20 protein-coding genes are annotated in these 18,560 nt (G+C 34.5%); 3 read left to right on the top strand and 17 right to left on the bottom strand.

Translation table 11 applies throughout. From position 1 onward, the window contains the following. From V4D31_RS03225 to V4D31_RS03190, 8 genes are read right to left on the bottom strand one after another with little or no spacing between them, the layout of a single operon-like run. Positions 1-921, bottom strand: a complete 921-nt coding sequence (locus V4D31_RS03225) for an AEC family transporter (protein WP_353686807.1) — start codon at positions 919-921, stop codon at positions 1-3. A gap of 20 nt (positions 922-941) precedes the next feature. Beyond that, positions 942-2,285 (bottom strand): protoporphyrinogen oxidase, encoded by a 1,344-nt coding sequence (gene hemG / locus V4D31_RS03220; protein WP_353686806.1) that lies wholly within the window; start codon positions 2,283-2,285, stop codon positions 942-944. Further along, the gene (cobA, locus tag V4D31_RS03215) at positions 2,267-3,790 is read right to left on the bottom strand and encodes a uroporphyrinogen-III C-methyltransferase (RefSeq protein ID WP_353686805.1); all 1,524 of its coding nucleotides are present in this window, start codon (positions 3,788-3,790) and stop codon (positions 2,267-2,269) included. Before cobA ends, hemG begins: the two co-directional genes overlap by 19 nt. Positions 3,791-3,811: 21 nt before the next feature. Then, positions 3,812-4,759: a hydroxymethylbilane synthase gene (gene hemC / locus V4D31_RS03210; protein ID WP_353687077.1), complete on the bottom strand. Its 948-nt coding sequence runs from the start codon at positions 4,757-4,759 to the stop codon at positions 3,812-3,814. Next, entirely contained in the window at positions 4,746-6,020 is a 1,275-nt protein-coding gene (gene hemA / locus V4D31_RS03205) for a glutamyl-tRNA reductase (RefSeq protein WP_353686804.1), read from the bottom strand. The genes hemC and hemA overlap by 14 nt, the downstream gene beginning before the upstream one ends. Beyond that, the gene (locus V4D31_RS03200) at positions 6,017-6,823 is read right to left on the bottom strand and encodes a cytochrome c biogenesis protein (RefSeq protein WP_353686803.1); all 807 of its coding nucleotides are present in this window, start codon (positions 6,821-6,823) and stop codon (positions 6,017-6,019) included. The genes hemA and V4D31_RS03200 overlap by 4 nt, the downstream gene beginning before the upstream one ends. Beyond that, positions 6,823-7,509 (bottom strand): molybdopterin-guanine dinucleotide biosynthesis protein MobB, encoded by a 687-nt coding sequence (locus V4D31_RS03195; RefSeq protein WP_353686802.1) that lies wholly within the window; start codon positions 7,507-7,509, stop codon positions 6,823-6,825. The genes V4D31_RS03200 and V4D31_RS03195 overlap by 1 nt, the downstream gene beginning before the upstream one ends. Before the next feature lie 2 nt (positions 7,510-7,511). Further along, positions 7,512-8,210, bottom strand: a complete 699-nt coding sequence (locus V4D31_RS03190; protein WP_353686801.1) for a hypothetical protein — start codon at positions 8,208-8,210, stop codon at positions 7,512-7,514. Between the two features lie 221 nt (positions 8,211-8,431). On the opposite strand from V4D31_RS03190, the gene V4D31_RS03185 reads away from it, so the two are divergent. After that, positions 8,432-9,427 carry a potassium channel protein gene (locus tag V4D31_RS03185; RefSeq protein WP_353686800.1) on the top strand — a complete coding sequence of 332 codons (996 nt, stop codon included), beginning with the start codon at positions 8,432-8,434 and terminating at the stop codon, positions 9,425-9,427. Here the strand turns inward: V4D31_RS03185 and V4D31_RS03180 are convergent. Genes V4D31_RS03180 through V4D31_RS03140 form a run of 9 tightly spaced genes read right to left on the bottom strand, consistent with a single transcriptional unit; the run spans position 9,417 to position 17,130 of the window. After that, positions 9,417-10,634: a 3-deoxy-D-manno-octulosonic acid transferase gene (locus tag V4D31_RS03180; protein ID WP_353686799.1), complete on the bottom strand. Its 1,218-nt coding sequence runs from the start codon at positions 10,632-10,634 to the stop codon at positions 9,417-9,419. The two genes, V4D31_RS03185 and V4D31_RS03180, sit on opposite strands and share 11 nt — an antisense overlap. A gap of 29 nt (positions 10,635-10,663) precedes the next feature. Next, a complete protein-coding gene (gene lpxB / locus V4D31_RS03175; protein WP_353686798.1) occupies positions 10,664-11,794 on the bottom strand; it encodes a lipid-A-disaccharide synthase in 1,131 nt (376 codons plus the stop codon). Beyond that, complete coding sequence (locus tag V4D31_RS03170) at positions 11,776-12,876, bottom strand: DegT/DnrJ/EryC1/StrS family aminotransferase (protein ID WP_353686797.1); 1,101 nt, start codon at positions 12,874-12,876, stop codon at positions 11,776-11,778. Before V4D31_RS03170 ends, lpxB begins: the two co-directional genes overlap by 19 nt. 1 nt (position 12,877) lies before the next feature. Continuing rightward, entirely contained in the window at positions 12,878-13,807 is a 930-nt protein-coding gene (locus V4D31_RS03165) for a Gfo/Idh/MocA family oxidoreductase (protein WP_353686796.1), read from the bottom strand. After that, entirely contained in the window at positions 13,797-14,432 is a 636-nt protein-coding gene (locus V4D31_RS03160) for a bifunctional precorrin-2 dehydrogenase/sirohydrochlorin ferrochelatase (protein WP_353686795.1), read from the bottom strand. The genes V4D31_RS03165 and V4D31_RS03160 overlap by 11 nt, the downstream gene beginning before the upstream one ends. Then, entirely contained in the window at positions 14,433-15,179 is a 747-nt protein-coding gene (locus V4D31_RS03155) for an outer membrane protein assembly factor BamD (protein WP_353686794.1), read from the bottom strand. Positions 15,180-15,232: 53 nt separating this feature from the next. Continuing rightward, positions 15,233-15,508, bottom strand: a complete 276-nt coding sequence (locus V4D31_RS03150; RefSeq protein WP_353686793.1) for an acylphosphatase — start codon at positions 15,506-15,508, stop codon at positions 15,233-15,235. Between the two features lie 10 nt (positions 15,509-15,518). Then, positions 15,519-16,799, bottom strand: a complete 1,281-nt coding sequence (locus tag V4D31_RS03145; RefSeq protein ID WP_353686792.1) for a M48 family metalloprotease — start codon at positions 16,797-16,799, stop codon at positions 15,519-15,521. Next, the gene (locus V4D31_RS03140) at positions 16,780-17,130 is read right to left on the bottom strand and encodes a molybdenum cofactor biosynthesis protein MoaE (RefSeq protein ID WP_353686791.1); all 351 of its coding nucleotides are present in this window, start codon (positions 17,128-17,130) and stop codon (positions 16,780-16,782) included. Before V4D31_RS03140 ends, V4D31_RS03145 begins: the two co-directional genes overlap by 20 nt. A gap of 145 nt (positions 17,131-17,275) precedes the next feature. Between V4D31_RS03140 and tsaA the strand changes: the two genes are divergently transcribed. Continuing rightward, positions 17,276-17,683 carry a tRNA (N6-threonylcarbamoyladenosine(37)-N6)-methyltransferase TrmO gene (tsaA, locus tag V4D31_RS03135; protein WP_353686790.1) on the top strand — a complete coding sequence of 136 codons (408 nt, stop codon included), beginning with the start codon at positions 17,276-17,278 and terminating at the stop codon, positions 17,681-17,683. Between the two features lie 84 nt (positions 17,684-17,767). Further along, positions 17,768-18,535: a CRISPR-associated endoribonuclease Cas6 gene (gene cas6, locus V4D31_RS03130; RefSeq protein ID WP_353686789.1), complete on the top strand. Its 768-nt coding sequence runs from the start codon at positions 17,768-17,770 to the stop codon at positions 18,533-18,535. Positions 18,536-18,560 lie beyond the last annotated feature (25 nt).

Genomic DNA, 18,560 nt, shown 5'->3' with positions numbered 1-18,560 from the left:
TTAAATTGCAAATATTACAAACAATGATAAAAAACTAACGGTGGTAAGAAAAATCATCTCAATCGCAGTTCTTAAATCCACACCAAAGGCTGTCGCAAAAATCATACTGAGAATCATTGAAGGCATTGCTGCATCTATAATACAAACATTAAATGGTACACCTGAAAGTCCTGTAAGACTGCCAAAAGAAAACGCAAGAAAGGGTGATATTATTATCTTAATTATTATAGCAGGCAAAAGTAGAGCAAACTTTTGAGGTGAAACTGCTTTAATTGAAATACCAACTATTACGAGCATTAAATAAGTAACATAGCTTGAAATCGCTTTTAAAGTAATGATTAATAAATCCTGTAACGGGATGTTTAACTCTCTCAAGCTGAGCCCGAGTAGCAATCCCCAGATAGGCGGAATCTTAAGAATTGTTAAGAAGGAATCTTTCAGTTTAAAACTCTTTGCCTTTCCATACTTCATGCAAACTGCAACAGCAACTGTCCATGTAAGAGGAGTGCTTGCTAAAAAATCGTAGGTAAAGGCATAACTCATGCCTTCTGCTCCATAAAGCTTTGTTAAAATTGGAAGCCCTATGTAAAGAACATTTCCAAATGCAGAACACATAATGAGCGAACCCATTACTTCAGGCTTAATAGCTCTTTTTAAAGCAATCCTCCGGTAAATCAGCCACGATAAAGCAACGCAACTCAATATTGTAAGATTTGCAACCAGGGAAATCTTTAAATGACTCAAACTGAATGGCATTGTATATGCGGTTTTAAAACACACAAGAGGGATAATGTAATAAAAAACAAAGTAGTTGATTCTATCACGGATTGAATCAATTTTTTCAGGACAAATACCTAAGGCTGTAAAAAGAAATCTCAGGGCTAAACCTGTCAGTATAAACAGAAAAATATCAAAAAGCATATTTTTTAGCAGAACTGAAGTTAAATTCTTTCAGAAAGCTTAAGAGAGTTTTCTATGCAGTCATTAACGCTCACTCCTCTGTAAGCATTACCTGTAAGATAAAGCCCTGGAAATTTTTGAAGTCTCTGCTCAATCTTCATAAGTTTTTCTTCATGACCCAGTTCATACTGAGGAATAGCTTTTTGCCATCGGAATATTTTTATAAAATAAGGCTCTCCTTTGATTTGTAAGATATCTCTTAATTCTGTCAAAGCTGTATCAATAAGTTTTTCATCATTTAGCATTGCAAGCTCTGGTGATCTTCTTCCTCCTATCATGCTTCTTAATAAAACATAACCATCAGGTGCCCTGTTAGGGAAAATGCTTGAATCAAAAAGTGTGCCAAGAATCTTTCTTTTTTCTCTGTAAGGAATTAAAAATCCATATAAGGATGTGCCAAATCCTATTTGTTGCTTTTTAAAACCAAAGGCAACAACGCTTAAAGGTGGATAGGGAATTGTTTTTAAAATATCTGAAATTTCCCAGTCAAGCTCTTTCAATATCTCTGCTGATTCATAAGCAGGACATGCGAAAATAACCTTTTCTGCATCAATCTGTCCATCATTAAAATAAACAGTGTAAAAGCTGTTATTTTTGCTTATGTTTACAACCTTTTTAGCCTTTATAATTTTTGATGAAAGTTTAATTTCAAGAGCATTTATTAAATCTGACATCCCGCCTTTAAAGGACATTAAAACAGCTTCAGGCTGAGCCTTTACATCTTTCTTTTCTTTTTTTAAGGCAAGCAAGCCCTTTATAAGACCACCATATTTTTTTTCAAGATAGTAAACTTTAGGAAAACAGCTTTTCATGCTCATTCGTGAAGGATCTCCAGCATATATTCCAGTTGACATAGCATCAATGAGCTTTTCGTAAAACTCTCTTCCAACTCTACGGGATACAAAGCTTTCAACTGTTTCATCAATTTCTTCTTTTAATGGAGGGATAAAATACTCTCCTATCATTCTTAATTTCCCTGAAAAAGAAAGAAGCGGAGAAAGGAAAAACTTAACAGGATTCTGAAAAACTTTTACAAGTCTGCCATTTATCAGGATGTATCTGACCTGTGAATCCTCACTTCCCTTTAATGGTTCAATACCCAGCTGCTTTGCAAGACAAATTGTTGAAGGCTTATTGTTTAAAAATCCATTAACTCCACCTTCACATAAAAAACCTGATACATTTTCAGTAACTATTTTTCCACCTGCTCTTTTTTCTGCTTCAATTATTTTTATATCAAGTTGAGGGTTTCTTTTCAGTAAAAAGTATGCAAGGCTTAATCCTGAAATGCCTCCACCAACTATAACTACTTCTGCTTTACCCATTTAATTATTGCCTCCACCATGTCTTTTATTGTTGATTTTTCAGGTATTATGCTGACTCTGTAGCCAGCATCTTCAATTGCCTTTGCTGTTGTTTTTCCAATTGCTACAATCGTTACATCTTTAAGCATCTCCTTTACATCGTCCTTGAGGATATCAATCAAGTTCAAAAAACTTGAAGGAGATGTAAATGTGGCAATTGTTATTCTGCCTTCTCTAAGGAATTTCACAAGCCTTTTCCCATGTTCAAATGGTTTTACTGTTTTGTATGTAATTGGTGCATCCACTTTTATCCCAAGTGATTGCATTGTCTCAACAAAGCCTTTAAGGGCAATATTAGAGCGAGGATAGAGGATTCGGCAGGCTGAAGGTTGAAGATTTAAAATTTTTTCCTTAAACATTTTTGTTAGAGCCTCTGAATTATATTCATCAGGAACCAGGTCAGCATTTATCCCGTAAGTTCTTAAGCTCTTTGAAGTTTCTTTCCCAATTGCACAGACTGTAATTCCCTTTAAATCTCTCATATCTCTGCCAAGAGTTAAGAATCTTTCAAAGAAAAATTTAACTGCCCGTGGTGAAGGAAACACTATGAAGGTGTAATGCTCTATCTCTTTTATAGCTCTGTCAAGTTCTTTAAAATCCTCAGGTGGTAAAAAATCAATTGTAGGAAAAACAAACAATTCTGCTCCAAGGTCTTCAAGTTTCAGATATTCATCGGACAGTTGCCTTGTAATGAGAATTCTATGACCATGAAGGGGCTTTTTTTCATACCAGGCGAGTTTCTCTCTGAGCCTTACAACATCGCCAATAACAAGAATTGCAGGTGGTGAAATTTTGTGCTCCTTTGCAAGTGATGCAATCTCTGAGATTGTTCCAGTGATAACTTTTTGTTCAGCTCTTGTTCCCCAGCGGATGATTGCTGAAGGTGTCTCTGTAGACAATCCCTCATCAATTAATTTGTTTGTAATCGTATCAAGATTTCTCACGCACATAAGAAAAATCATTGTTTCAGCCTGATTTGATGCCCTTATATGAGTAAAAATCCTTTCTTGTTTTGAAAGGTCTTCATTACCTGTAATAACTGTAAATGCTGAAGCAACTCTGCGATGGGTAACAGGAATTCCTGCATATGCTGGAACTGCAATAACAGAGCTTATCCCTGGAATTATCTCAAAATCAATTCCTTCATCTGCAAGAACTTCAATCTCTTCACCTCCTCTACCAAATACAAAAGGATCTCCTCCTTTAAGTCTGCATACAATCTTACCTTCCTTTGCCTTTTCAACAAGAACTCTATTTATCTCATCCTGAGTCATCTCATGATGTCCACCTCTTTTACCAGCATATATCAGTTCAGCATCTTTTTTTGCATAGGTTAAAAGTCTTGGATTTATATGAAAATCATAAACAATACAGTCTGCCTGCTGAATTACCCTGATACCTTTCAGGGTAATCAAGCCAGCATCTCCAGGGCCTGCACCAACAAGATAAACTTTACCTTTATTCATCTTTTTCTCTCCGTATAAGTTTCATGAAACTCCTATTTTCTCAAGTATCCTGCTTCCGCCCCTTTCAAGTAGTTCTTTTGCGAGTTCTACTCCAAGATTTTGAGCCTGAGACATGTTTCCTTGACGAAAGCCTCTTATTATAGGCATTTTACCTTCAGGATCACCTATCATTGCAGTTATTTTCAGGCTTAAGGCTGAAGACTGAAGTTTCTCTATTCTTGCATGACAGGCAAGAGGAACCTGACATCCTCCTCCCACAACAGATAAAAATGCTCTCTCTGCAAGAACACAGATTGCTGTCTCTTCATGATTAAGGGGTTTTATAATTTCATTTACAAAATCATCATCAATTCTTGTTTCAATACCGATTGCTCCCTGACCTACGGCAGGAATCATTAAATCCTCTGAAAGAGGCTCTGTAACCATGTGCTCAAAACCCATTCTTTTTAATCCAGCCATTGCAAGGACAACTGCATGAAATTTGCCTTCTTTAAGCTTTCTTAATCTTGTATCCACATTGCCTCTCAGGGAAGCTATATTTAAATCACCTCTTAATGCTTTAAGCTGAACACTTCTTCTGAGACTGCTTGTTCCAACAACAGCTCCTTTCTCAAGCTCTTTTAAAGATTTCCCATTAATGCTTATAAAGGCATCTTTGGGGTCTTCTCTTTCACATATGGCAGAAATATGTAATCCTTCTGGAATCTCTACTGGAACATCTTTCATGCTGTGAACTGCGATGTCAACTCTACCTGAAAGCAATGCCTCTTCTATCTCCTTTACAAACAAGCCTTTGCCACCAATTTTTGCCAGAGATGCATCAAGAATTTTATCTCCTGTTGTTTTAATCTTTTCTATCTCAATCCTTAATTCTGGATAAAGATTTTCAAGCTTTTCCTTAACCCAGTTTGCCTGCCAGAGTGCAAGTTTACTGCCCCGTGTTCCAATGACTAACTTATTCCTCGTCACTGTCAAGTCCAAATAACCTCCTTGCTGCAAAAATAAGAATTTCATTGCTATCACAGTTATTTTTCAATGCCACTGTTGGAGAATGCATTATCTTGTTTATTATACTTTGAGTGAGATAATCCACAGAAGATAAAACCTCTGGCGGAAGCTCTTTAAAACGGGATTTGAATTTTTTAAGCTCTTCCTGCCTTATCTGTTCAGCCTTATTTCTGATTGAAACAATAACTGGCACGCTTTGAAGTGAATTAAGCCACTGAAAGAACTTTTCTGTTTCTTCATCTACAATATTTAAAGCTTTCTCTGCCTCTCTTTTTCTTTCAAGAATGTTAGAGTCCACCACATCCTGAAGGTCGTCTATGTTGTAAAGATAAACATTGTCCAGATTATTGCAGGCAGGGTCAATATTTCTTGGCACTGATATGTCAATTAAAAACAAAGGTTTATACTTCCTTAAAGGCATAACTTCTTTAATCATCTGCTCTGTTATGACATAATTGGGAGCACCAGTGGAACATATGATAATGTCACACCTCGCAATCTGCTCTTTAAGGTTTTCAAATGCAACTGCACTGCCACTGAACTCTCTTGCAAGCTCTTCTGCACGGGCATATGTTCTGTTTGTAACATAAACATTTTTTATTCCGCTTCCTATGAGATGACGCATTGCAAGCTCTGCCATCTCACCAGCTCCCACAAGAAGAATGGATTTCTTTGAAAGCTCATCAAAAACTTTCTTAATAAGTCCTACTGCTGCATAGCTTACAGAAACAGGATTTTCTCCAATTCTCGTTTCATTTCTCACCCTTTTAGCAGTAAAAAGTGCCCTATTCATTAAATGATTGAGTATTAAAGAAGTAGCCCTCTCTGAAAGTGCTATCTCATAAGAGTCTTTCACCTGTCCTGTAATCTGGGGTTCTCCAACAATCATTGAGTCGAGGCTTGATGCAACCTTGAAAAGATGACTTACTGCATCTCTGTCAGTGTAAATGTAAAGATACTTTTCAAAATCTTTTACTGGAATATGGTGAAACACTGAAAGAAAATGCTTAATGTTTTCTATAATTTTTTCATTTCCCTCGTTAGAGTAAGCATAAACTTCAACCCTGTTACATGTTGAAAAGATTACAGCCTCATTAATACCCTCAGTCTGAATTAATCTCTTTAATCCTTCTCTGATACTTTCCTGTGTATTAAAGGCAAGCTTTTCTCTTATCTCAACAGGGGCTGTCTTATGATTCAATCCTAAAACTATCAGGTTCATAGCCTTTTATGAAAACTCTCTGTTAAAAGATTTATACCAAAAAAGCCAAATATAACAAGAAGAAAACCTATTATTGTAAGATAGGCTGCTTTTTTCTTTCTCCAGTCTTCTTTTACTCTAAAATAAAAAATAGTAAGATAAACAATCCATATCAAGAAACTCCATATTTCCTTCGGATCAAAATGAAAACCAAGTAAATTGATATATTTAATCATACCTAAGACAATGGCAAAGGTATAAATGGGAAATCCCCAGAATATAAGACGATAGTTTATTTTGTCAAGAACCTCAAGACTTGGAAGAATTCTATCAAGCCCTCCAAATTTTTTGAATTTTATTGCTCTTTCCTGAATAAGATAAAGAACGCTGAAAACAAATGCCATGCTGAATAAAGCTATGCCAAAAACAGCCATCAAAGCATGAATATCAATTAAAAGACTTTTTAACTCAGGCTTAATAAAAGGAATGTTTCTCGGGAAAAAAGCACTTACAAACATGAAGGTAAAAATCAGAATCACTCCAAAATTTAAAACCCTTGCTTTGTATGAAAATCTAATGCAGAGAGATATTAAAAGAATGCTCCATGCAAAAAATGAGATCGCCTCATGCATTGAAAAAACAGGCGCTTGTCCTGATTTTATGTATCTTATAGCAAAATAAACCGTATGAAGAGTGAAACCTCCCATGCTCAGTAAAAAAACAGCTCTGTCAAGGTCGTCCTTTTTTCTAATAATTCCGGCAAGACTTAAAAGAAAGCCAGCGAAATAAAAAGTGAGAGCGAGTTCAAAAAATACTGTTCCCATCAGAAACAGCCAAGCTCACACTTACGGATTTTTATATTGAGTTCATTCGCTGCTCTTCCAACTTCAATATAGGGAACTCCTATTTCTTCAGCAATCTTTCTTGCTTCTGCACATGTAATCTTTCCGCTATTGCTTCTTTCTTTAAGAAGCTTTTCAATGAGTTTTCTTTGCTGAATTGTTTCAATCTCTTCCATAACTTCCTCCATAGAGTATTTTCCTTCAATAACTATATCAGCTATCTCTAAAATAGCTTTACCTGAAGGTTTTATGTGCTCATCATTTTGACCTTTAAGAAATATTATAACATCAGGCTGCATAATTCTTACCAGAGAATTCCCCTCAATAATGAAAACAACCCTTTTTTTATCATTCTGGTATATATGACCCAAAAACTCCTTTTTTAACCTTTCAGCAATCTCTGGTAAATCATTTTCTGTAGCCTTTACCAAGTAAACATAGTCTGCTCCAGCTTTTTTTATCCTTGATGTGTCTTTTCCTTCTGTTTCAATAATTGAAGGCTCTTTAATAATTGAGGAATAGAGAGATGTTTTTGTATATTTTACTGCAATAATATTGATTTGAGCAGGAAATTGTTTTTTTAATATTTTTATAAAACTTTCTATGAAAAGGGTCTTACCAGTTCCACTTTTACTTCCTCCCACTCCTATACTTAGAGAAAAAAACATTCTTAAGAACTCTTTAACATAACCTCAATCTCTTCTAATCTGGTTTCATGTTCTTTAAGTTTATTTGATATGACCGTTTTTTCCTCATAAAGATCCTTTAAAATTTTTATCATCGTGTCATTCTGTCTTGCTATAAAATCAAAGTCATAGAATCTTAATTTACTTTTTATCTCAACAATCTGTCTCTCCAATTCATACAAATAAAGCCTTACTCCTTCTCTTATTTTTTCAATAGCATCACTTAACCGCCTTTCAAACTCAAGAAAGTCATCCTTCGTTGCAAAGGCTTTCAGGTCCTCCTTCGTTGCAAAGGCTTTCAGATCTTCCTTCGTTGCAAAGGCTTTCAGATCTTCCTTCGTTGCAAAGGCTTTCAGATCTTCCTTCGTTGCAAAGGCTTTCAGGTCCTCCTTCGTTGCAAAGGCTTTCAGATCTTCCTTCGTTGCAAAGGCTTTCAGGTCATCCTTCGTTGCAAAGGCTTTCAGATCTTCCTTCGTTGCAAAGGCTTTCAGGTCATCCTTCGTTGCAAAGGCTTTCAGATCTTCCTTCGTTGCAAAGGCTTTCAGATCTTCCTTCGTTGCAAAGGCTTTCAGATCTTCCTTCGTTGCAAAATTTTTAAGCTCTTCCTTTAATTCATTTTTTAAAAGATTGATTTCCTGTCTTACTGCCTCTCTTATTAAATTTGATAAGGTTTTCTCATCCATAACAATCTCCTTAAGTTAGAGTTAGAATAGATAATTATAATAGACTTGTGCTATAAATAGTCAATTGTGGGAAAAAGCTATTTAACTCCAAATTAAATTCCGTATTTTTCACTTAATCCTGAGTCTTGATTTTTTCAGAAGACTTCATTTAACTTATCATCGTAAATATCACCCATGCTTTGAACCATAATGTTTGGTTCAGAAAGAAGAAAGGTATTATAATGAATCTCATTCGCAGGAAATTTGTTTTGATTTTACTTCTTATCATTGCAGTGCTTGTTTTCGGAACAGCAGGATATATGATTATTGAAGATATGAAGTTTATTGATGCATTTTATATGACTGTAATTACTCTCGCAACAGTTGGTTTTAAAGAAGTTAAAGACCTTGATGAGCCTGGTAAAATTTTTACAATTATTCTTATATTGAATGGTTTTAGAATCTTTACCTATAGTCTTACCACAGGAGCTAAAATAATAATTGAAGGAGAAATAAAGGAGGTTTTCAAAAAAAGAAGAATGAGAAAAAAAATTGATGGATTAGCACAACATTACATTGTATGTGGCTATGGAAGAATGGGAAGCATTATAGTTAAAGAACTTAAGGCTAATAATATGCCAGTTGTAGTTATTGAAAAAAATAAAATTAATCTCCCTGAAGATGAAGAATTTGTATATGTAGAAGGTGATGCAACGCATGACGATGTTTTAAAGTCTGCAGGGATAGAAAAAGCTAAGGGACTTATTACAGTTCTGCCATCAGATGCAGAAAATCTTTATGTAGTTTTAAGTGCACGGGAATTAAACCCTGATCTATTTATAGTAGCAAGGGCAATTGATAAAGAAGCAGAATCTAAACTTAAGAGAGCTGGAGCAGACAAAGTAGTATCTCCTTATTTTATCGGTGGACTTAGAATTGCCCATACAATTTTGAGACCTACTGTAGTGGATTTTATTGAATTTGCAACCCGTTCTGAACATATTGAGATTCAGATAGAAGAAATAAAAGTTTCTTCAGGTTCAGGTCTTGTCGGAAAAACAATTGCCCAGAGTGGTATAGGAAGGGACATTGGAGTCATCATACTTGGAATAAAAAGAGCAGATGGAAGAATGAAATTCAATCCAACATCGCAAACTCTTATTAAAGAAGGAGACACATTGATTGTAATAGGACAGACTGATAAACTTTCCCTACTTGAAAAACTTGCTAAGGAATAACTTTCTCAATCAGCCTCAAGGTTTTTTCTGTTGCACCTGATTTATTCAAAAAAAGTTGATAGGCTCTATTACCTATTGTCTGTCTTAGTTCTGAATTTTCTGCTAATTCTTTCAAAATTTCTGGTAAAGAGGCTTTATCAATCATTATACATGCTTTGTGATTTAAAAATTCTTCTATGAATGGAAAATTATGCATAAAGGGACCGCAGACTATAGGTTTCCTCCAATAAGCTGGCTCCAGAGGATTTTGCCCTCCATGGGCAATAAAACTTCCTCCTATAATTGCAATATCACAGATACGATAAAGACTGCCAAGTATTCCCATCTGATCAACAAGGACAACATAGGCTAAAGGTTTAACACTGAAGACAGAAGGCATTTCACTTAATTTTGAAAAAGAGATTTCTTTACTTGACTCAGCAATTTTTCTCTTTATAAGAGTTTCAACTACTTCAAATCTTTCTGGATGTCTTGGTGCAATTATAAGAGTGCCAGTAATATTAAGCTTGAGGAAAGCATCTAAAATAATCTCCTCTTCTGGTTCATGGGTGCTTCCCGCAAGGATAACAGGTTGTTCAATAGCATTTTCCCAAGGAAAGTGAATCTCCCTTAACTCAATGTCAAACTTCATATTCCCTGTCACATGGATTTTTTGTTCCTCTGCACCAATATTTAAAAATCTCTCCTTGTATCTCTCTTCCTGAACACACAGTAGAGTCAATCGTTTAAGTAAAGACTTAATGAAGAACTTAATCTTACTATAGCCGTTAAAAGATTTATCACTCATTCTTCCATTTACAAGGATTACGGGAATTTTTTTAGAAGAGATTCTTATCAAATTAGGCCAAAGTTCTGTTTCAGTGAGAATCAGTGCAACAGGCTTAAAATGTCTTAAAGTTTTATTAATTGCAAATGGAATGTCAAAAGGTATATAAATTACCTTCACATTGTGATTCTTAAATCTATCCTGAGCTATCTTCTGTCCAGTGTCAGTGATTGTGCTTAGAATTATCTCATACTTACTGGAAAGCTCTTTAATCATCCTTGATACAGCCACTACTTCTCCAACTGAGACCGCATGAATCAATATTTTAGGCTTGAATACTTCAATCTTGTCATTTTTTTTAAAAAATCCGAATTTTTCCCTTATCCATCTTTTTCTTAAAGAAACAGGTCTTTTAAAGTATTCAAAAGGAAGCAGAAACATTAGAGCGACTAAATATAAAAAACTGTAAATTAAAAAAGTTGCTTGCATATCTCCGAAACTTCCAGGGAAGCTTTTTTCCCGACAAAATATTTTCTGATGCTGTCAAGAAAATTAATAATCTTTTCTCTGTAAGCATTGTCATAAAGTAAAAGATTAACCTGTTCTGCGATTATTTTCGTATCAAACTTCTGAATAAATTCAGGCACTCTAACATCGCCCAGATTCATAAAATCAGCAATAACATTAGGCAAAGTAATGTGTTTCACGCCTTTAATGATAGCTTTACCAATAACGTATGATAGAGGATTTAACCTATAAATAACAACCATAGGAATTTTAAGCAAAGTTGCCTGAAGTGTGGATGTGCCTGATGTAATTACTGCAACATCGCTCATTGCCAGTGCAGTAAAGGATTTTTCTTTCAAAATTGTTACATTTCCTGAAGATGTGATTTTCTTAAGAGTGCTTTCACTGAATTCAATATTTGGTGCTTTTGGAATTATGAAATGGTAGGAAGGGAAAATCTTTATAAGTTCTAACATTAAAGGCATTTTTCTCTTTATTTCAGAAGGTCTGCTACCAGGCATTAATGTGACTACTGTATCCTGACTAATTCCGTATTTTTCTCTTAAAAATTTTCTATACTGTGTATGTTCTTCATCTGGCAATTCCTCTATCATAGCTTCAAACATAGGATGACCAACAAATTTCACAGGAACACCTGCTTTTTTATATATAGTTTCTTCAAATGGTAAAACAACAGCCATAAAATCAACAACTTTCCTGATGATATTTATTCTTCCATGTCTCCATGCCCAAATCTGAGGACTCACATAATAAAGAACCTTTTTTCCCATTTCCTTAGCTTTTTTGGCAAGAGTAAGATTAAAATCAGGAAAATCAATTAATATAACACCCTGAACTTCTTTCAAGGCTTTTGTAGCAGCTTCCATATTTTTTCTTATTTTTTTTATATGTCCGAGCACCTCAAAGCCACCAAAAGAATGGGTAATCTCTCCGATAAGCTTCACTCCAGATTGAGCCATGTATTTACCGCCTATTCCAATAAGTTCAAATTTTTCTTTAAGATATGAAGCAAGCAAAGAACCGTAAAGCTCTCCTGATGATTCACCTGCAACTATTAAGAGTTTTGCAGACATCTCAATATAATCTGTGATATTTCATAAACTTCCTCATCGGGAAGTTCAGGATACATTGGTAAAGAAAGAATCTCTCCTGCTACAGCCTCTGCAACAGGTAAGTCCCCTTCTTTATAACCAAGAAAATTTAAGGCTTTCTGCAAATGCATTGGTTGAGGATAGTAAACTACTGAAGGAATTCCATGATTTGATAAAGTTTCTTTTATTTTATCTCTCTTTGAAGATCGAATACTGTAAAGATGATATACATGATAGAAATTATCCTTGTCTTTCGGCGTTATTACAGCATCACTTAAAAGTTTAGTGTAAAGAAATGCTTTTTTTCTTCTTTGCTCGTTGTATTCTTCTATATGCTTCATTTTAATCCTTAAAATTCCTGCTTGAATTTCATCAAGCCTTGAATTTAAACCAATGGTTTCATGAAGATATCTTCCTCTGGAACCATGATTTCTGAGTATCTTTATTTTTTCTGCTATTTTCATATCGTTTGTAACAACCATTCCACCATCACCAAAACATCCGAGATTTTTGCTTGGATAGAAACTAAAACAACCAGCATCACCAAAACTTCCTACTTTTTTATTTCCAATTCTTGCGCCAAAAGCCTGTGCAGCATCTTCAATTACTTTTAAGTCGTATTTCCTGGCAATTTCATTTATCTTTATCATATCTGCTGGAGCTCCGAATATATGAACTGGAATAATTGCCTTTGTTCTTGGAGTAATCTTTTCTTCAATTTTCTCAGGATCAATATTGTAAGTATCCTCTTCAATGTCAACAAAAACAGGCTTTGCTCCCACATAAAGAATAGCTTCAACTGTGGCAAAAAAAGTAAAAGGAGTTGTTATTACTTCATCTCCATAACCTATGTCTAAAGCTTTAAGAGCAAGATGAAGGGCATCTGTGCCTGAGGCAACTCCAATTGCATCTGCTACACCAAGATATGATTTGACTTCCTCTTCAAAGGCTTTTACATTTTTGCCAAGAATATAATGGGAACTTTCAAGAATTTCATTTATGCATGTGATAATCTCATCTTTGATATTTCTGTATTGTGTTTGCAAGTCAATAAATGGTTTCATCCTATCTCCCTTCGTTTATTTTATCTATTATTTTGAGCACTTCAATTATTTCCTGAGGAGATGCTGCCTGTTGAGAAAACTTTTTTTGTTTTACTGAGTTTAAAAAATCTCTTATTTCCTCATATAAAGGATGACTGTCTACATTATGCACAGGAATTTCATTAATCTTACCATCTTTATCAACTTCTTTTAATTTTTTATTTATCAAATCAGCATAAATTACACTATTTTGCTGCACAGCAGAGATTTCTCTGCAAAACTCCGAGGAAACTCTACTTGCTGTAAGATGAGCTTTAGTAATTCCTTTCTGTGTCTCAAACTCCATCCAGACAGAGGCATAATCAATCCTTGAAGTTATAATACTCTGGGTAAATACTTTTATATCTGTCAACTCAAAATCTCCAGATTTTTTAAGCATCATCCATATTAAATCAAGGTCATGTATCATAAGATCATAAGTAACATCTGTATCAGTGGCCCTTCCAACAAAAGGAGATACTCTTTTTGTTTGAATAAAAAAAGGTTCTTTCAAATGTTCAAAGAAAGTTTTCACTACAGGATTATATCTTTCTATTAATCCAGCCTGAATTATTACATCTCTTTTTTTTGCCTCATCAAGAAGCATCTCTGCAAAAACAGGTCTTCCAGTTAAAGGCTTTTCTATAAAAATTGCTTTACCATGTTTTATTAAATCCATTCCTATATCAAAATGAGTTATTGTTGGTGTTACAACAAAAAAAATAGGAGTAAATTTCAATAAATCCGCATAATCAACATAATATTTCAATTTATACTGCTGTGCAACTTCTTTAGCTTTTTCTACATCTTTATCTACAATACCAACAATCTCCACATCAGGCATCTGAGTGAGCATTTTTATATGTCTTTGTCCAAAATATCCAGCACCTATCACCGCTACCTTAAATTTCATTTAGGATTTTTTCAACCTCCTGTTTTGCTTTTTTAAAACCATACTGTTTCAAAATTGACACAATTTTCTTTGAAGCAATTTTTTTAAAAATTTCCTGCCTTCTTTTAGTTTCAGGGATTTTTTTCTGAATTTCTTTTCTAAGCTTTTTAAGATATCTCAAATATAATGCAAATTCTTTGCCATATGATTTTGAGATTTCATCCCTGAGAAGTTTACTCAATGCGGGAAAATCAGTAGAAATAGCTATGGTTAAATCTGCTTTATTAAAAATTGCTGGAACATTATACAACAAACCGCCAATTTCTGAGACATCTGTAGCAGTGACACAGTTTACCAAAAATTTAGCATTCTTTACTATCTGAGCATTAAGTTTCTCATCTGATGTAGCAGCCACAACTAAAATCGCATCATCAATGTCTTCTTTACTGAATTGCTTTTTTATATACTCTATCTGACCTTTTTCAACGATTTTTCTTATGTTCTCGTTAATTTCAGGACTTATTAGTGTTATTCTTGCTCCATAATGAAGCAGTGTTTTTATCTTTCTTTCAGCAACCCTACCACCCCCAACTACAACACACTTTTTACCTTTTATGTCAATAAAAGCTGGAAAAAGCTTAGCCATTTATTGAATTTTAAGTCCTTCTGCTTTTTTTGCAAAATGACTGTCTGGAAATTTTTCCTTTAAAAGCTGAATATACTGCTTTGCCATGTCTGTCATATTGAGATTTTTATATGAATCTGCAAGTAAATAAAGAGTTTCATCAAGATTTTTAAAATCTGGATAGTTTTTCAAAATTCCCTCAAATCTTCCAATAGCAGCTTTATAAGAGCCTTTTTTGTGATAAAATTTACCAATTAAAAGCTCGCCCTCTGCAATAATGTTCCTACATTTCTGAATTCTCAAAGGAAGAATTTCTCCATAAGGATGTCTTGGATACATCTTTTCAAGCTTTAAAAATTCATTCAGTGCTTTTTGAGCAGTGCCTGCTCCTCTTTCAGCACCTTCTATCTGTCTGAAATAAGCCATTCCGATGCTGTATTGAGCATAAGGAGCATAGGTAGATTCAGGGTAAAGTTCCAGGAATCTTCTGTATTCAGTAATTGCAAGCTCAGGTTCATCTTCTTTTAAATACGACTCAGCTATCTTGAGCTGAGCAAGAGGAGCATACTCCTTTGCTGATTCTCTGTTTTTTATTTCAAGAAGAAGTTTTCTTGCCTCTTCATACTCTTTTTTACTTATAAGTTCATCTGCTTTCTTTAGATAAACTACAGGATCAAACTCTTCTTTTTTAATAGCCTCTTTCCCACCACAACTAAGGAGTAAAGAAAAAATAACAATCAAAACAAATAATTTAATGAGTGTTTTCATTGGGATACCCCTTGTTCTTTAGCATTTATTAAAACTTTTAAACTTTAGTTTAGTCAAGCTGTTCTTCTTATTTCAAATCCCTTCAATCCTTCAGGTTCTTCCCATATTATCTCAATATTGTCAACCCTTGCATAAGGCGGTCCTTCCTTGCATCTTTGAATAGCATGAGAGATCGCATTCTCATCACCTTCAAATACTGCCTCAACTCTTCCGTCTCTTAAATTTCTCACCCATCCATTTAATTTTAAAGAATGAGCAACTTCCTGTGTGAATGCTCTGTAAAAAACTCCCTGAACCCTTCCACTTATAAAAAGATGCGCTCTTTTCATTGTTCACTCCTTAATATCCTCTTAAAACTCTCAATCTCCTCTGTGCATCTGCTTCCCAGCCACGCTTTCCATCAGTAAATTGCAGTGCTGTGGAGAGATTTTCTATAGCTTTAGCCCTATTTCCCACTGCCTGATAATCAACACCAAGATAGTAATATGTATCAGGATTTTCACTAACTAATTTTTTAGCTTTTTCAAGAGTATTTATACTGTCATTCCATCTTCCTGTATGAGTCAAAGCTACTCCTTTTATAAGCAATGGATAGAAATAAAGACTGTCAAGCTGTATAGCTCTATTAGCATCGTTTATTGCTTCAGAGTATCTTTTTAAATTTAAATTTACAAGTGCTCTATAAGTGTATGCCTGATTACTTCCATAAACTGCTATTGCCTTATCAAGAAGACTTAAAGCCTCTGAGTAATTATGGAATTTTATGTATTTCTTTGCTCTTTCAACATAATCATAAGATTCTTTAGTAGATCTAAGAATTGATTGAATCCTATGAAAATTTTCGCTATCCTGCTTAAGTCTATAAGAATCAGGATACTGTCTTGAAATCATTTGCTGAACATTTTTTATTCTTGTATCAGGCAGAGGATGAGTGCTCAGCCATTCAACATTTCCACCCTTTTGCATTGCTTTGAACTTTTCAAACATGCTTAAAAGGCCTTCTGGATCATAGCCAGCCTGATAACTGAATTTTACCCCAAGAGAGTCTGCTTCATTTTCCTGATCACGGCTAAATTTAAGCTGAAGAAGTCCTGATGAAACCTGGGCAAGACTCATTACTGCATCAGCATATTTACTTTCATGCAATGCTATGCCAAGAATGTTTAAAAGAATATTCATTCCATAAGTTTTTTCCAGAAATTTGGCATGATGTCTTGCATTGATATGTCCAAGTTCATGTGCAAGGACTCCCACGAGTTCGCTTTCTTTATCCATTTTTAATAAAATCCCTCTTGTTATAAAAACCGGTCCTCCGGGCAGGGCAAAAGCATTTATTTCAGAAGAGTTTACAACATAAAAACGGTAATCAACTTTTCTTGGTGTAATTGAAGCAATCTTTTCTCCAATCCCTCTTATATAGTTCTGAACTTCTCTGTCAGGATATAAACCATCATTTTCATTTATTGCAGAGGCAATGATCTGATGCCCAATGGATATCTCCTGCTCAGTAGAAAGCAGAGTGTAAACTTTCTTACCAGAAAGAGGGTCTATCTCCTGAATACAAGCAAAAAGTAAAAAAGGTAAAAAGAAAATGAAAAACTTAAAAAATCTCTTCTTCATTGACAACTTCATTTTTTATTTTACTTACAAGCTCCTGTAACGCAGGAAAAACATCAGTGCGAAGCCTGCCTGCCACAAGCACCTTCATTATATCATCACCAATTTTTAATTCTCCCTCATTTATCCAGACTTTAATCTCTACAATTCCTTGTTGCTTTTTAATCTCTTCAATGAGCATATTTAACTTTTTAGCATTATAAGAAAGACGCATACCCCTCACAGGTTTTCCATTTTTAGAAGTTGCTCTGACAATTCCATTATGAATAAGAATCATTCCTATGGAACTGCTTTCAGGATGTCTTTTTATTTCACTGATCCAGTTCTCAATCATTTAATAGAACTATATTATCACAAAAATAATTAATCTTTAAAGTCATAAAATGAGATTAAGAATTGTCATTGAAGTTGTTGAAAATGGTAAAAAAATGATATACTTAAACTAAATTTTTAATGTTTGAACAGACTTCAGAAGATTTATGAAAGAGTATAAGTTCAAACCAATTGGGTATGTAAAAACTAAAGCAGAAAGCCTTCCAAGACACTGGAGTGTCTCTGATGTGGAAGGAGAGATTGTTATTAAGCCAGAGTATCAGCCTGGATTAAGGGATATAAAGGCAGGAGATAAAATAGTTGTCATATTTTGCTTTCACAAATCTCCTGCATTCAGCCCTGAAAAACTTATTCAGAAGCCACCGCATTTAAACGAAACAAGAGGGGTTTTCAGCACATGTTCACCTCACAGACCAAATCCAATAGGACTTTCTGTGCTTGAAGTTATTGATGTAAGAGATAACATAATCAAAGTAAGAAGACTTGATATGTATGATGGAACTCCGATTCTTGATATAAAACCCTACATTGAATACAAACCAGAAGGAGAATAAATGAAAAAAACATTATTTTCAGGAAATTTCAAGTTTTTAAACAGTCTCAAATAAATTAAACTCAAATGAATTAGAGAGGTAAAAATGCGACTTAAAATTAAATTCTATCATCCTGAAAAATCCTTTATCACCCTACCCTGCCATTACAACGAAATCATTCAGGGATTTATATATCATCATCTTGAATCTCATATTGGAGAAAATCTTCATGACAGAGGCTTTAAAGACCCTGAGACACAACGAAGGATGAAATTTTTTACCTTTTCAAGGCTTATTCCCTCTGAAAAAGCCCATGTAAAAGAAGGTAAGATATACTTGTATGGCAATGTAAGTCTAATTATCTCATCTCCGTTTAATGATTTTATTCAATCCTTTGCAATGACTCTGCTTAAAGCTGGCACATTAAGAATTGGCAGTGAAAACATGATTTTATCATCAGTACAGGTAGAAGGACCACCTGCTTACAAAGACAGAATCTATGTTAAAACTCTTTCACCTATCACTGTTTATAGCACCCTTGAAACCGCTAATGGAAAAAGAAAAACCTACTATTACTGTCCCTTTGAAAAAGAGTTTGAAAAATTGTTAATTAAAAATTTGCAAAGAAAGCTAAGAACATGGCGAGGAAGCACAATACTGGAAGGCTCAATAAAACCTTACAAAGTAAACTCAAAAGACCAGAGGATCGTTATTTACAAAAACACAGTGATAAAGGGATGGGATGGAGTATTTGAACTCAATCTTCCAGAAGAACTTTTTACAATGGCTTTTGAAGCAGGCATTGGCGCAAAAAACTCCCTTGGCTTTGGATGTATAGAGGTATGGAGAAGCGAAAGAAAAGATAAAGAATGAATTGAAGCAAAATTAAGCCTCATCC

This window comes from Thermodesulfovibrio sp. 3462-1 (assembly GCF_040451425.1).
Classification (GTDB): Bacteria; Nitrospirota; Thermodesulfovibrionia; order Thermodesulfovibrionales; family Thermodesulfovibrionaceae; genus Thermodesulfovibrio; species Thermodesulfovibrio obliviosus.
Note: the sequence above shows the minus strand (reverse complement) of the source record. Positions and strands in the feature narration are given on the sequence as shown.

Bases quoted from the DNA above. Each gene is read 5' to 3' on its own strand.
- V4D31_RS03225 (WP_353686807.1), bottom strand. From the start codon at position 921: ATGCTTTTTGATATTTTTCTGTTTATACTGACAGGTTTAGCCCTGAGA.
- hemG (WP_353686806.1), bottom strand. From the start codon at position 2,285: ATGGGTAAAGCAGAAGTAGTTATAGTTGGTGGAGGCATTTCAGGATTA.
- cobA (WP_353686805.1), bottom strand. From the start codon at position 3,790: ATGAATAAAGGTAAAGTTTATCTTGTTGGTGCAGGCCCTGGAGATGCT.
- hemA (WP_353686804.1), bottom strand. From the start codon at position 6,020: ATGAACCTGATAGTTTTAGGATTGAATCATAAGACAGCCCCTGTTGAG.
- V4D31_RS03200 (WP_353686803.1), bottom strand. From the start codon at position 6,823: ATGGGAACAGTATTTTTTGAACTCGCTCTCACTTTTTATTTCGCTGGC.
- V4D31_RS03195 (WP_353686802.1), bottom strand. From the start codon at position 7,509: ATGTTTTTTTCTCTAAGTATAGGAGTGGGAGGAAGTAAAAGTGGAACT.
- V4D31_RS03190 (WP_353686801.1), bottom strand. From the start codon at position 8,210: ATGGATGAGAAAACCTTATCAAATTTAATAAGAGAGGCAGTAAGACAG.
- V4D31_RS03185 (WP_353686800.1), top strand. From the start codon at position 8,432: ATGAATCTCATTCGCAGGAAATTTGTTTTGATTTTACTTCTTATCATT.
- V4D31_RS03180 (WP_353686799.1), bottom strand. From the start codon at position 10,634: ATGTTTCTGCTTCCTTTTGAATACTTTAAAAGACCTGTTTCTTTAAGA.
- lpxB (WP_353686798.1), bottom strand. From the start codon at position 11,794: ATGTCTGCAAAACTCTTAATAGTTGCAGGTGAATCATCAGGAGAGCTT.
- V4D31_RS03170 (WP_353686797.1), bottom strand. From the start codon at position 12,876: ATGAAACCATTTATTGACTTGCAAACACAATACAGAAATATCAAAGAT.
- V4D31_RS03165 (WP_353686796.1), bottom strand. From the start codon at position 13,807: ATGAAATTTAAGGTAGCGGTGATAGGTGCTGGATATTTTGGACAAAGA.
- V4D31_RS03160 (WP_353686795.1), bottom strand. From the start codon at position 14,432: ATGGCTAAGCTTTTTCCAGCTTTTATTGACATAAAAGGTAAAAAGTGT.
- V4D31_RS03155 (WP_353686794.1), bottom strand. From the start codon at position 15,179: ATGAAAACACTCATTAAATTATTTGTTTTGATTGTTATTTTTTCTTTA.
- V4D31_RS03150 (WP_353686793.1), bottom strand. From the start codon at position 15,508: ATGAAAAGAGCGCATCTTTTTATAAGTGGAAGGGTTCAGGGAGTTTTT.
- V4D31_RS03145 (WP_353686792.1), bottom strand. From the start codon at position 16,799: ATGAAGAAGAGATTTTTTAAGTTTTTCATTTTCTTTTTACCTTTTTTA.
- V4D31_RS03140 (WP_353686791.1), bottom strand. From the start codon at position 17,130: ATGATTGAGAACTGGATCAGTGAAATAAAAAGACATCCTGAAAGCAGT.
- tsaA (WP_353686790.1), top strand. From the start codon at position 17,276: ATGAAAGAGTATAAGTTCAAACCAATTGGGTATGTAAAAACTAAAGCA.
- cas6 (WP_353686789.1), top strand. From the start codon at position 17,768: ATGCGACTTAAAATTAAATTCTATCATCCTGAAAAATCCTTTATCACC.